Here is a 13825-nt window from a genome sequence, read left to right as displayed (position 1 = left end):
AACAGGGAAATGCGCAAGGCCAGCGCAGGATGGACAGGTTCTCCCAGCGCGAGCCTGGCGACCCCGTCAGCGTCTATTTGAAGGCCGTGATGGCGCATGACTTGGTAGTGAAATCAGGGTGGTGAAATAGGGGGACTGAAGCAGAAAATGCGCAAAAAGTGCGCTGGGACAAATACTGGCAGGAATTGCAACTCAGCAGCCTTGTAAAGCGCTGCCGATCTGCTAGAGTTTAATTGCATCAACTACGTGCTGGAGCGCTGCTCCGGCACATTGAGCAACCCAGCGGACAGCCGTCCAACGGCGGCTGAAAGACCATGTTAACCTTCCTCGTTTTTCTCTTCATCGCCATCTTCGCCGCCATCATCGGCTTCGTCGCCTTTGAACTGGTCGAAGAAATGCGCGGCAGTCACCATAAGCTGATGGACCGCTACCACGAGTAGTGTTCACCTCGGCAATATCGCATGGCGCCAGCGACGGCCTACAGGCCCGTCCCTCGCGCCATCCTTGTATTTACGCTCCAGCCTCAAACTCCCGTTTTGAACTTCGTATAGATGCGCGTCATCAGGCGGCGGATATCGGCCGTGGTCGCTTCCGGCGCGGCCATGCGCTGCTTGTCCGCGTCCGGCAGGAAGATGGCCTTGTTCTCGCCGATGTCCTTGCGTACATACTTGATGCTGGCCAGGTTAGGATTCGCGTAGAACACCTTGTTGCTCAGGCTGGCATGCACTTGCGGACGCAGGATGTAGTTGATGAACAGGTGCGCATTGTTCGGGTGCGGCGCGTCGGCGGGAATGGCCATGGTGTCGAACATCAGGGCGGCCGTCTTCGGCACCAGCACCTGGATCACGTTGCCGTTCTTCGCGTCGATGGCGCGCTGGCGCGCGATATTGATGTCGCCCGACCAGCCCAGCGCCACGCAGACGGAGCCGTTGGCCATGTCATTGATGTAGCCCGACGAGCTGAACAGCGTTACGTAGGGGCGGATCGCCTGCAGCACCTTGCCCGCTTCCTGGTAGTCGGCGGCCGTTTTCGAGTAGGCGGGCTTGCCCAGATATTGCAGGGCGGCCGGCAGCACTTCCGACGGCGAATCGAGGAAGGACACGCCGCACGATTTCAGCTTGGCCGCGTATTTCGGGTCGAAGATCAAATCCCAGGCGTTGTCGGGCATGGGCATGCCGCCCAGCGCGGCCTTGACCTTGTTGACGTTGATGCCCACCGTCGTGTAGCCCCACAGCCAGTCGACCAGGTAATCGTTGTTCGGGTCGATCTTCGACAGCTTCGCCTGCAGGTTCGGGTCCAGGTTGCCCAGGTTCGTCAGCTTGCTCTTGTCGAGCTTGCGCAGCAGGCCCGCATCGATCTGCAGCCGCGCCCACTGGGCCGTCGGCACGACGATGTCGTAGCCGGACTTGCCCGCCACCAGTTTCGCATTGAGGATTTCGTTATTGTCGAAAACGTCGTAGCGCACCTTGATGCCCGTTTCCTTCTCAAAATTCTTGATCGTATCGTCGCCGATATAGTCCGACCAGTTATAGATGTTCAGGACCTTCTCTTCCTGCGCCTGAGCTTGGGCAGACAATGCCAGCATGGCCGCCGCCAAGGTCAGTCCCAGTCCAATGCGCCGTCCTGCTCGCCATGTGTTTGCCATCGTACCGCCTCCGGAATTAGTCAGAAAATAGTGACGATGATAGCAAGAAGGGCGCGATCAGGTCTAGCCCGATCGCGCCCTGCCTGAGGACGTCTAACAAAACCTACTGCGCGTCGCGCTTTGCGGCCGGCGATGCTCACCGTACTAGAGTACGGTTGCGCTTCTCTGCCACAAATCACTGCCGCTCGCTACGGTTTTGTTAGACGTCGCAAATCGTCGCAAATCTTCCTCACTGCAAATGCCGTAAAACTGGGGGTCAGACCCGACGGGGGAAGCTGCCCCAATGGGGTAGCTTCCAATCCCGCAGGGACTGACCAGCCAGCATTACACCTTGTCCAGCCCCACCTGCGCACCCGTAAACACCAGGTTGCCGTTCTGGGCGTCGATGCGGATCTCGTCTTTCGGCCCGAAGCGGCCTTCCAGGATCAGCTTCGACAGCGGATTTTCGATCTGCTGCTGGATCGCCCGCTTCAACGGACGGGCGCCATACACCGGGTCGTAGCCCGCTTCGGCGATTTGCTGCAGTGCCGCGTCCGTCAGGCTCAGCTGCATGTCCATGCGTTCCAGGCGTTCTTCGAGAATCTTCAGCTGGATCTTCGCGATCGCGCCGATGTTTTTCTCGTCGAGGCCGTGGAACACGACGATTTCGTCGATGCGGTTGACGAACTCGGGACGGAAGTGCGAGCGTACCTCGGCCATCACGGCCAGCTTCACGACACCGGGATCATCGCTTTCCATCGCCTGGATCTTGTGCGAACCCAGGTTCGAGGTCATGATGATGACGGTATTCTTGAAGTCCACCGTGCGGCCCTGGCCGTCCGTCATGCGTCCGTCGTCGAGCACTTGCAGCAGCACGTTGAAGACGTCGGCATGCGCCTTTTCCACTTCGTCGAGCAGGATCACGCTGTACGGCTTGCGGCGCACGGCTTCCGTCAGGTAGCCGCCCTCGTCGTAGCCCACGTAGCCAGGCGGCGCGCCGATCAGACGGGCCACGGAATGCTTCTCCATGAACTCGCTCATGTCGATGCGGATCATCGATTCTTCCGTATCGAACAGGAAGGTCGCCAGCGCCTTGCTCAGCTCGGTTTTACCGACACCCGTCGGCCCCAGGAACATGAAGGAACCATAGGGACGGTTCGGATCGGAGAGGCCCGCGCGCGAGCGGCGGATGGCGTCGGCCACGGCCGTGATCGCTTCATCCTGGCCCACGACGCGCTCATGCAGCTTCTCTTCGATGTGCAGCAGCTTGTCGCGTTCGCCCTGCATCATGCGCGACACGGGAATGCCCGTCGCGCGCGACACCACTTCGGCGATTTCCTCGGCGCCCACTTCCGTGCGCAGCAGCTTCGGCTGGTCGGGATCGAGCTTGGGCATGCCGCTGTCAGCCTGCTTGAGCTGGGCTTCCAGCTGCGGCAGCTTGCCGTATTGCAATTCCGACACTTTCTGCCAGTTGCTTTCGCGCGTGGCCTGCTCCATCTGCAGCTTGACTAGCTCGATCTCTTCCTTGATGTGCGTGCTGCCCTGCACCACGGCTTTTTCCGCCTTCAGGATTTCCTCGAAGTCATTGTATTCGCGCTGCAGCTTGAGGATCTCTTCCTCGATCAGGCCCAGGCGGCGCAACGACGCTTCGTCCTTTTCCTTCTTGACGGCTTCGCGCTCGATTTTGAGCTGGATCAGACGGCGTTCCAGCTTGTCCATCACTTCCGGCTTCGAATCGATCTCGATCTTGATCTTCGCGGCCGCCTCGTCGATCAGGTCGATCGCCTTGTCGGGCAGGAAACGGTCCGTGATGTAACGGTGCGACAACTCGGCGGCCGCGATGATGGCCGCGTCCGTGATTTCCACCTTGTGATGCAGCGCATACTTATCCTGCAAGCCGCGCAAGATGGCGATGGTCGCTTCCACGGTCGGTTCGTCGACGAGCACTTTCTGGAAGCGGCGTTCGAGCGCGGCATCCTTCTCGATGTACTTGCGGTACTCGTCGAGGGTCGTGGCGCCCACGCAGTGCAGCTCGCCGCGCGCCAGCGCCGGTTTCAGCATATTGCCCGCATCCATCGCGCCGTCGGCCTTGCCCGCGCCCACCATGGTGTGCATCTCGTCGATGAAGACGATGGTTTGCCCTTCATCCATGGCCAGTTCCTTGAGCACGGACTTCAGGCGCTCTTCGAACTCGCCGCGGAACTTGGCACCGGCAACCAGGGCGGCCATGTCCAGCGCCAGCACGCGCTTGCCTTTCAGCGATTCGGGCACTTCGCCATTGACGATGCGCTGCGCCAGTCCTTCGACGATGGCCGTCTTGCCCACGCCCGGCTCGCCGATCAGCACGGGGTTGTTCTTGCTGCGGCGCTGCAGGATCTGGATGGTGCGGCGGATTTCATCGTCGCGGCCGATCACAGGGTCGAGCTTGCCCTTGCGCGCCCGCTCCGTCAGGTCCAAGGTGTATTTTTTCAGGGCTTCGCGCTGGCCTTCGGCCTCTTGCGAGTCGACCTTGTTGCCGCCGCGCACAGCGTCGATGGCCGCTTCCAGGGCCTTGCGGGTCAGGCCGTTTTCGCGCGCCAGCTTGCCGCAGTCGGATTTGTCGTCCGTCATGGCCAGCAAGACCATTTCGCTGGACACGAACTGGTCGCCCGCCTTTTGCGATTCCTTGTCGGCCAGGTTCAGCAATGCCACGAATTCGCGGCTGACCTGCACGTCGCCGCCCGTGCCGGAGACCTTCGGCAAGCGTTCGATCGAGGCGCCCAGGGCCTTGGACAGGCCGCCCACGTTGACGCCGGCCCGCTGCAACAGCGAGCGGGCGCCGCCATCGTCCTGGTTCAACAGGGTCGTCAGCAGGTGGACTGGTTCGATATAGGGGTTGTCGTTGCCCACGGCCAAGCTTTGCGCATCGGCCAGGGCTTCTTGTAGCTTGGTAGTCAGTTTATCTTGTCGCATGAAAAGCGCTCCCGGTTAATTAGTTGTTAACCAAATTGGGGTGAGGCAGTGCTTTTCAAGCATACACAAAGCAGAAAACTGATGCATTTTGGCAAATGCTACGGTGCGGGTCGCGTTCGCTTCAAATGGCGCTTGCTTTTACGGCCCACTTGTCCAGGGCCGTCTCGTCGCTGTCGCGCGCATCGACCCAGCGCGCCCCTTCGGGCGTGTCTTCCTTCTTCCAGAACGGCGCTTCCGTCTTCAGGTAATCGATGATGAATTCACAGGCGGCGAACGCCTCGCCCCGGTGCGCGGACGAGACCGCCACCAGCACGATCTGCTCCTGCGGCAGCAAGGGCCCCACGCGGTGGATCACCAGCGCGCCGGACAGGGGCCAGCGCTCCCGCGCCTGCTCGATGATGGCTACAATGGACTTTTCCGTCATGCCCGGATAGTGCTCGAGCTCCATCGCGGCCACGTCCAGCCCTTCGTTCATGTCGCGCACCGTGCCGACGAAGCCGACGACGGCGCCCACCTTGGGGTTGCCTGCACGCAATTGTGCGATTTCTTGACTCAAGTCAAAATCAGCGTGCTGGACGCGGACGGAAGTGCTCATTTCGCATGGCCTCCGATGCGGCGCAGCAGGGTTTCGATGCGGCTGGCCGTGCGCGCATCGGTGGCGGCGGCAATCGCGCACAGCTGCATCAGCTGCGACACTTGCGTGAGCGGCTTCTGGCCCGATTTGAGCGACGATTGCAGCACTTCCACCTGCATTTTCAGGCGGTCGCGGGCAAATTCGGCGCCGCTGTCGACGCCGGCGACGATTTCCAGGCGCAACACTTCAGCGAGCAGGCGCTCCTGGTTGGCCTGCAATTGCCGCACGTAGGCGGCAGCGCCCTCGCCCAGCGCGGCCTGGGCGGCGGCAAAGCGCTGCTGCAGGCTGCGTTCGTACTGGGCGTCCAGCGGCGGCAAGGCGCTCCAGCGCTCGGACCAGGCTTGCGCGTCGGCGCCGGCACCGCCATCGGCCAGCGCGGCTTCCAGCGATTGCACCAGGCGCAGCTTGTCGCGCAAGGCGTTGGCCTGCGCGGCGCCGGCGCGTTCGGCGATGGCGTCCGCCTGCGCTTGCACGCCGGCAACAGCCGCCTGGTAGCGCTGTTCGATCTTCGCTTCGCTGGCGCGCGGCACGGGGCCGGTGACGTTCCAGGCGGCGCGCGTGTCGCGCAGCAAGTGGTTGATGAAGGCCGTACGGGCCTTGTCGTCGCCCTCGGGCACGACGGCCGTTTCCAGCGCGGCGCACAGCGCTTCGCGCGCATGCAGGTGTTCGCGGCGCTCGTGGTCGGCCGCGTGGGCCGTTTCCTTGCGCTTGGCGAAGATATCGTCGCAGGCGGCGCGGAAACGCTGCCACAGCGCCTGTTCCGCGCGGCGTTCCAGCGGCAGGGCCTTGGCCAGCTCCTGCCATTTATCCTGCAAGGCTTTCAGCATGTCGACCGTGTTGCGCTCCGATGGCTTGAGCAGGCCCACTTCGACGATCAATTGCTCGCGGCGCGCCGTCTCGATCTGGCGCTGCGTATCGAGCGGCTTGGACAGGGCGTCCAGCGCGGCGCCGAATTCCGTATCCAGGCGTTTCTTTTCCTTGCGGTCGATGGTGCCCAGGCGCGTCCACGCCTGGCGCAAGCGCTGCGAGGCGGAAGCGACATGTTTCCAGTCGGTACTCTCTTCGGCCGCCAGGGCCGCCGTTTCCGCGATCAGCTCCTGGGCCTTGGCCGCATTGCCGTGGCGCTCTTCGGCCAGTTGCTTGAAATGCTGGGCCGCCGGCGCGTACGCCACGCTGCAGGCGGCGTCGAAACGCTCCCACAGGGATTTCGGCGCGGGGCCGGACAAGGTGTCGAGCGACTTCCAGCGCTCGCGCAGGCTGCCCACTTTCTTGGCCAGCTCGGCCATTGGCAATTGCTGCGCCGGCAATTCCTCGCCCGCCTTGACCAGTTCCTCGCGCGACACGTTGCCGCCCCAGCGCGCCCAGTCGGCCAATTGCTTGAATTGCGCGCGCACATGGGCCAGGCGGTCGGACTGGGCCGGCGTCAAGCGGCCATGCTTGCTATCGCGCAAGGTCTTGTCATGCTCGGACGCCACGTGCAGCAAGCCTTCCTGTAAGGCCGCTTCCATGGCGTCGAGGGTCTTGAAGAACTGCTCCGTCGCTTCCTTCGACACGGGCGCGTGTTCCTGGCGCGGCTTGCGCGGCGCCGGTTCCGCATGCGCTGGCGCATCCACGTCTGCAGCAGGAACGACAGGCGCTGGGGCACTGGCCAGCAGGGCCGCAAATTGCTGCTGCAGGCTGTCGGACAAACTCGATTCGGGCAGGCGCGGCAAGGCTTGCCACGTGCGTTTCAACACATCGGCGTCCAGGGTGGCGGCGTCCTGCGCCTGCCATTCGGTCAGAGCAGCCTGGCGCGCGTCGAACACGGCCTGGTGCTGCTGCAGCGCCTGCAAGGCGGACTGCGCCTGTTCGCGCGCCTGGATGAAATCGCTCTCCAGGTGTTTCGGCAAGGAAGCGCGCTCGGGCGATTGCGCATGCTGCGCATGTTCCGCGTCCAGGCGGGCCAGCGCCTGCGCCAAGTCGCTGGCGGACTGGCCATTGCTGGCCAGCGCGCGCATGGCACCCACGGCATCGATTACGGCGCGCTGCAGCACCACCTGCGCTTCCAGGCGGGCGGCCAGCGCGGCGCGCGCGGCGGCAAAGGCGCTCTCCAGTTCGGGCGTGGCCTTGATGACTTGCCATTGGCGGTCCAGCTCGGCAACCTGGTTCGGGCTCAGCTTTTCATCGTTCAACAGGCGCTGGGCCGTCTCGATGCTGGCCTGCGCGCGTTGCGTCTCGGCGGCCTGATGACGGATCAGGTCGATGCGGCCCTGCATCAGCTTGGCAACGCGGCGGTCCGTATTGCGCATGGCGTGGTGGACTTTTTCCAGCAGGGGCAAGCTATGGACGTGTTCGGCCGCGATCAAGCGGGCATCGGCAAATTCGCTGGACAGGATGAATTCACAGGCGGCGGCTTCGTCGCCCGCCACGGCATGGGCACGCGCAACCTGTTCGGCGCGGCGCGATGCGCTCTGCGCCGAGGCGGCGGCCTGTTCTGCCACGACAGGATCGGGGACGGCAGTCTTGCTGGCAGAACGCTTGAAGAGAAATTCGAACATGACGGGTTTCGCGTGGATCAAAACCACCATCATAACAAAGCCCGGGGTATTGCATCGGACAGGGCTGAACAAGTTATCAAATGACTAAAATGAATATTTTCCCTATGACGGCGCCATGTGCCCGGCAATAAAACCACCCTGGCACAGGCGGGCCTGCCGGGGTGTGCGCTCGCTACCCGTTCAAGCCTGCGCGCGCAGCGGCGGTGACGGTGCGAGCTGCGCCGCTGCGCCGCCGGCCTCGGCGTTTTCCCCGTCGGTGGCAGGCGCGCCCGGCGTCGGCAAGGATGTCGGCAAAGGCGCCGGCAAGACAAAGGGCAGCACCTGCGCCTTGCCGCGGCGCGCCTCCTGTGCGCGCGCATCGTAGGCGAGGAACTGATAGGCGATGGCAAACCACGCTTCGCCCACGATGACCTTGCGCGCCAGCGCGAACAGTTCGCGCTCTTCTTTTTCCAGACGCTGCAGCAAGGCCGCGCAAAAGGCGTCGATGGCCGCACACAGCTGCCCGGCCTGCAATTCGGAATGGTCGATGGCGGCGCCCGCGCCCTGCTGCACCATATTGATGCTTTCCAGCGCCACGTGGTTCAAGCCATTGATTTCGTCGAGCAAGCCGTCCGCATGCGGCGCGGCCTGGCGGATGGCGGGCACCAGATACATTTCCACCTTGCGCCAGTAGCCGCCCTGGTACAGCCGGTTCAGCCAGTCGCCCGCGTACTGCAGCTGCGCCAGGCTGAGCCTGCTCTGCTGGCGCAACTGCACATGCATGTACTTCTGAAAAGCCAGCAGGCTGATGCGGATGCTGGCCTGTTCCACCGACAGGGAAACCAATATGTATGTTGCCGTAAGCATGCACTCACTCCCGAAAACGCGCTGGATGTCTGATCCTGGAAGTGAAAGTGTAAAGACTACCGACAGGGATGGGTTTGATCCTGCACAAACCCGCAGCGGGCCAGCCGCGCTTTCTTTTACGGCGCGCGCAGGCCGATATGCAGGTTGACGACGCCAGGCTCTTCCGATGGCGTGACTTCGCCGCCAAAGCTTTTCACCAGCCGCTGCATGCCCTTGTTGCGCGCCATCGCCTCGCCCACCAGCGCTTCCGTGCCCCGGCTGCGGAAATAGTCGACCAGCTTTTCGAACAGGATGTGGCCCAGGCCCTTGCCCTTCAGGGCCGAGCGCACGGCGATGGCGAAATCGGCGTGGATATTGTCCGGGTCGGCCACGGCGCGCACCACGCCCAGGGTTTCCGGCTTGCCGTCCGGCCCCGTGTGCGTGGCGATGAAGGCCATGGCGCGGTCGTAATCGATCTGCGTCAGGCGCGCCAGCTGCGACACGGGCAGCTCGCGCATGGAGGTAAAAAAGCGCAGGCGCACGTCGTCCGGGTCCAGCGCGTGGAACAGATCCATGTGCTGCGGCGCATCCTCGGGGCGGATGGGGCGCAGCAGGATCGATTGATCCATCCACGTCACCTGCTCTTCCAGTTCCTGCGGATACGGGCGGATGGCCAGGCGGTCGCGCTGCTGGCCCGGCTGCAGGCGGATGCGCGCGTCGAGCGCGATCACGCCGTCCGCGTCGGCCACCAGCGGATTGATGTCGAGTTCGGCCAGCTCGCCGATGTCGGCCACCAGTTCGGCCACCTGGATCAGCGTGTAGCAGATGGCGTCGATATCGGCCGGCGGCTGGCTGCGGTAGCCGGCCAGCAGCTTCGACACGCGCGTGCGCGCCAGCATGTCGCGCGCCAGCACCATGTTCAGCGGCGGCAGGCCGATCGCATGGTCGGCCGTCACTTCCACGGCGATGCCGCCCTGCCCCACCAGGATCACGGGACCGAAGGCGGCGTCCGTCGTGACGCCGACGATCAATTCATGCGATTGCGGCCGGCGCGCCATCTGCTGCACCGTAAAACCGTCGATCAGCGCATCGGGCCGCATGCGGCGCACGCGCTTGAGCATGGCGGCGGCGGCCGTGCGCAGGATATCGGGCGTGTCGAGGTCGAGCGCCACGCCGCCCACGTCGGATTTGTGGGCGATGTCGGGCGAATGGATCTTCAGCGCGACGGGATAGCCGATGTCCGCCGCCACGGCCAGCGCCTCTTCCACGTCGGCCGCCATGCGCGTGGTGGCGACGGGAATGCCGTAGGCGGCCAGAATCTCCTTCGAGCGGCATTCGCCGAGCACCGTCTGGCCGGCCGCCAGCGCGGCGGCGACGATTTCGCGCACGCGCGCGCGGCGCGGCGTGGCCGACATGGGCAGCTGCGCCGGCACCTGCATCAGGGTTTCCTGGTTGCGCCGGTACTGCACGATCTGCATGAAGCCATGCACGGCTTTTTCCGGCGTGTCGTAGGTGGGAATGCCGGCGCGATTGAAGACCTGGCGCGCGGGCGCCACGGTGGTGCCGCCCAACAGGCACGACAGCACCGTGCGCGAGGTGGCCTTGATCAGCGGCGTGACGGCTTCGGCGATGTCGATCGAAGAGACCATGGCCGTGGGCGCGTGCAGCAGCAGCAAGGCGTCCGCCTGCGGCTCGTCGAGCAGGGGCTTGATGGCGTCGGCATAGCGCTGCACGGCCGCGTCGCCGGGCAAGCCGACGGGGTTGTCGTGCGACCACCCGCGTGGCAGCGCCTTTTCCAGCGCGATCACGGTATCGGGCGACAGCTCGGCCAGCTTGCCGCCGCTGCCCACCAGCGCATCGGTGGCCATCACGCCCAGGCCGCCGCCGTTGCACAAAATCGCCAGGCGCTCGCCGCGCTGCGCGCGGATGTGCGTGAGCGTTTCCACGGCGTCGAACAGTTCCTCGGCCGAGTACACGCGCAGCATGCCGGCGCGGCGGATGGCCGCGTCGTACACGGCGTCGGAACCGGCCAGCGCGCCCGTATGCCAGGCCGCCATGGCCGCGCCTTCCGCCTCGCGCCCCGCTTTCAGCACGATGACGGGCTTGCTGCGCGCGGCCGCCCGCGCCGCCGACATGAATTTTCGCGCCGCCTGGATGTCTTCCATGTACAGCAGGATGGCAGCCGTGTCGACGTCGCCGGCCAGGTAGTCGAGCAGGTCGCCGAAATCGATATCGTAGCTGGCGCCCAGCGAAATGAACTTGGAAAAGCCCACGCCGTGCGCATTGGCCCAGTCGAGCACGCCCGACACCAGCGCGCCCGATTGCGACACGAAGGCGATCTTGCCGCTCGTCGCGCCGACGTGGGCGAAGCTGGCGTTCAAGCCCAGTTTGGGCACCAGCAGCCCCATGCTGTTGGGGCCCAGGATGCGCAACAAATGCGGTTTGGCCGCCTTCAGCATGGCCAGGCGCAGCGACTGCTCGCGCACGGGATCGAGGCCCGACGTCATGACGATGGCGGCGCGCGTGCCCAGCGCGCCCAGTTCGCGGATCAGCGCCGTGATGGTGGCGGGCGGCGTGCAGATGATGGCCAGGTCGGGCGCCTTGGGCAGGTGCGCCAGCTTGCGGTAGCATTTCAGGCCCATCAGCTCGTCGTACTTGGGATTGACGGGCCAGATGTCGCCTTGATATCCCCCGCCCAGCAGGTTGTACAGGGCGATGGCGCCCAGCTTGCGCTCGCGCGCCGTGGCGCCGATCAGGGCCACCGAGGCCGGCTTGAACAGCTTGTCGAGATTACGGATACTCATGTTCTGGCCTCATGGATTGCCGGAGCGGGATTGCCGAAGCGACTACGCCCCAGTGTATCGGATGCGTTGCCAAAAAAATTTGACTTTGCGTAGCGTTTCACGAAAAACCCGCTCGCGCCTACCAGCGCGAGCGGTGGCTTTCCGTCACGCCCGCCAGCTGCGCCACGATGCGCTTGGGCGAGTCCGCGCTGGTGCGCACCCAGCCGCTGAAGGTGCCGATGGGCTGGATGTAGCGGCTGGCGGCGATCCACAGGTTTTTATCCTCGCGCCGCGCTCCTTCCGGCTTGAAGTGCAGGTCCAGCAGATCGTCGTCCGTCCATACGTGCCACGGCGCCAGCGGGTTGTCGGGATTGAAGTCGAAATGCGCGCGGCCCAGCGGATACAGCTGACCATCGAGCCACAGCGCATTTTCATGCGCGCCGAAATAGCCGGCCTGCAGGTTGAAACCCAGATCCAGGCTGTGCGCGGAGGCCCAGCGCCATTCCGTCTCGCGCGCCAGCAAGCCGTTCGAATAATCGAAGCTGGCCACGCCGTCATCGAGGCTGTAGCCGACGGCGCCGCAGCGCACGCTGCCCCACAAGGGCAGGCCGCCCGATTTTTGCGTCGCATGCACGCTGCCGCCCTCGCCCACGGGTCCCACGGCCAGCAGGGTGGGCGCCACGGGCGGGCCGCATTCCGCGTCGATGCCGAAGTGGCCGCACGCGAGCCGCAAACGGTAGCGCTGCTGCGGCTGCGCCTCGATGGAGATCGCTTGCGAGAGGAAGCGGAAACGGCTGGAGGCGCCCGCATGCGGCGCCACCGTGGCGCACAGGCCGGGGACGCCATCCTGCGAAAAGCTCGCCACGATCTTGCCCTTGTGGCGGTCGAAGGCATACGCGAACGCCGTGCTGGTCCAGCCCAGGTCGACGATGGCCACGCCGCAGAACACGGCCGGCGTCGACAGGGCCACGTAATGCCAGCGCTTGTGGTGGAACAACCGCCAGAGGGCGCCGCGCGCGTGCGGCGGCGCCAGCGCGGCCCAGTCGAAGGCGTCCAATTGCCCCGTGTAGCGGCCGAAACGGGGCTGGCCGTCGGCGTCGAGCAGTTCGGGCGGAGCCTGCGGCAGCATCATGCGGCCCGCCTTTCCCCTTGGCCGCCATCGTGCAGGGCCTCGGCCAGCTGCGCGCCGAAGGCTGCCGGCTGCGCCTGCGCGATGTCAATCTGCGGACAGGCATGCCAGAGCGCCAGGCGCCGCACGGCGCCGGCCACGTCCTGCACCAGGCGGGGACTGGGGCGCACGCCGTCTTCCAGCGCCAGCGACTTGATCTCGAAGCGCCCCTGCGCGCGGTGCGCCTTGGCGTCCAGGCGTCCCACCAGCGCGCCGCGGCGCAGGATAGGCAGCGTGAAATAGCCATAGCGGCGCTTCTCGGCCGGCGTGTAGCACTCGAGCCGGTAGTCGAAACCGAACAGTTCCAGCGCGCGGCGACGGTCCCAGACGACGGGGTCGAACGGCGACAGGATCGTCGTCAAGGTGGGCGCCAGCTTGCCGGCCGCCGCCGCGCGCAGCAACTCCCCATGCTCGGCATGCACGTAGACGTCATCCTCCCAGCCGGCCACCGCGCAGCGCAGCAGCGCGCCCTCGTCCACCAGCGCCTGCAGATCATGCGCCAGGCTGGCGCGCGACTGTTTGGTGCGGAAGTAGTCGCTGATCCAGCTGGCCCGCGCCAGGCCCAGCGCCTTCACGCTGGCCAGCAGCAGGTGGCGGCGCACCTCGTCCTCGGGCGGCAGCAAGCCGTCGTGCCAGCCCGGCAAAATGCGTTCGGCGAGGTCGTAATAGCGCTGGAACTGATGCCGCTTGGCGATCATCAGCACGCCCGACGTAAACAGCACTTCGAGCGAACGCTTTTCCGGCTTCCAGCTCCACCAGCCGCCCGCCTGGCCATCCGTGCGCTCGAAGTCCGCCGAGCGCGCGGCGCCGTTGGCGCGGATATGCTCGAGCACCGCAGCGACGGCATCCCCCTGATCGGCCATCCATTTGACGGAATACTTCCAGCCCATGGCGGCGGGATCCAGCATGCGGTGACGGTACAAGCCATAGTCCTCGATGGGCACGAAGCAGGCTTCATGGGCCCAGTATTCGAACAGCGCGCCCTCGGCCAGCAATTGCTCCAGCCACGGCTGCGGATAGTCGCCCAGCCGGCTCCACAACACCAGGTAGGGGCTGCGCGCCACCACGTGGATGGTGTCGATCTGCAGCACGCCCATCTGGCGGATGGCGGCCAGCACGTCGGCCTTCACGGCTTTTTTACGCCGCGTCTGCAGCAAGCCCTGCGCGGCCAGGTGCAAGGCGCGCGCGGCGGCCAGCGATAGCGGGGAGAGGTCGGGAGGAATGGGTTGGTGTGGGCTGTGCATAACAGAAAGATACCGCATTCCGGACGCGCCTTGTGCGTTTTATCGCTATCGGATCGCG

At 65.0% G+C, this 13825-nt stretch carries 9 protein-coding genes; 1 reads left to right on the top strand and 8 read right to left on the bottom strand.

The window, feature by feature from the left end:
- Positions 1-314: 314 nt before the first annotated feature.
- On the top strand, positions 315-440 hold the full coding sequence (locus tag AC07VH_RS11815) for a hypothetical protein (protein ID WP_255206302.1): 126 nt from the start codon (positions 315-317) through the stop codon (positions 438-440).
- 83 nt (positions 441-523) lie between these two features.
- Here the strand turns inward: AC07VH_RS11815 and AC07VH_RS11810 are convergent, their stop codons facing one another.
- The 8 genes from AC07VH_RS11810 to AC07VH_RS11775 form a co-directional block, all read right to left on the bottom strand.
- Positions 524-1585: a polyamine ABC transporter substrate-binding protein gene (locus tag AC07VH_RS11810; RefSeq protein WP_475413519.1), complete on the bottom strand. Its 1062-nt coding sequence runs from the start codon at positions 1583-1585 to the stop codon at positions 524-526.
- 384 nt (positions 1586-1969) lie between these two features.
- Positions 1970-4576, bottom strand: coding sequence for an ATP-dependent chaperone ClpB (gene clpB, locus AC07VH_RS11805; protein WP_494787975.1), 2607 nt, complete (start codon positions 4574-4576; stop codon positions 1970-1972).
- A gap of 121 nt (positions 4577-4697) precedes the next feature.
- Positions 4698-5171 (bottom strand): molybdopterin synthase catalytic subunit MoaE, encoded by a 474-nt coding sequence (gene moaE / locus AC07VH_RS11800; protein ID WP_494787974.1) that lies wholly within the window; start codon positions 5169-5171, stop codon positions 4698-4700.
- The gene (locus AC07VH_RS11795) at positions 5168-7747 is read right to left on the bottom strand and encodes a DUF349 domain-containing protein (protein WP_494787972.1); all 2580 of its coding nucleotides are present in this window, start codon (positions 7745-7747) and stop codon (positions 5168-5170) included. The genes moaE and AC07VH_RS11795 overlap by 4 nt, the downstream gene beginning before the upstream one ends.
- A gap of 180 nt (positions 7748-7927) precedes the next feature.
- Positions 7928-8593 (bottom strand): hypothetical protein, encoded by a 666-nt coding sequence (locus AC07VH_RS11790; protein WP_494787971.1) that lies wholly within the window; start codon positions 8591-8593, stop codon positions 7928-7930.
- 116 nt (positions 8594-8709) lie between these two features.
- Positions 8710-11376 (bottom strand): bifunctional acetate--CoA ligase family protein/GNAT family N-acetyltransferase, encoded by a 2667-nt coding sequence (locus AC07VH_RS11785; protein WP_475413524.1) that lies wholly within the window; start codon positions 11374-11376, stop codon positions 8710-8712.
- Between the two features lie 118 nt (positions 11377-11494).
- Entirely contained in the window at positions 11495-12487 is a 993-nt protein-coding gene (locus AC07VH_RS11780) for a DUF2804 domain-containing protein (protein WP_494787970.1), read from the bottom strand.
- The gene (locus tag AC07VH_RS11775) at positions 12484-13767 is read right to left on the bottom strand and encodes a winged helix-turn-helix domain-containing protein (RefSeq protein WP_494787969.1); all 1284 of its coding nucleotides are present in this window, start codon (positions 13765-13767) and stop codon (positions 12484-12486) included. Before AC07VH_RS11775 ends, AC07VH_RS11780 begins: the two co-directional genes overlap by 4 nt.
- Positions 13768-13825 lie beyond the last annotated feature (58 nt).

This window comes from Janthinobacterium sp. GW821-FHT03C10 (genome assembly GCF_059420865.1).
This window is presented reverse-complemented; position numbering and strand designations above follow the sequence as displayed.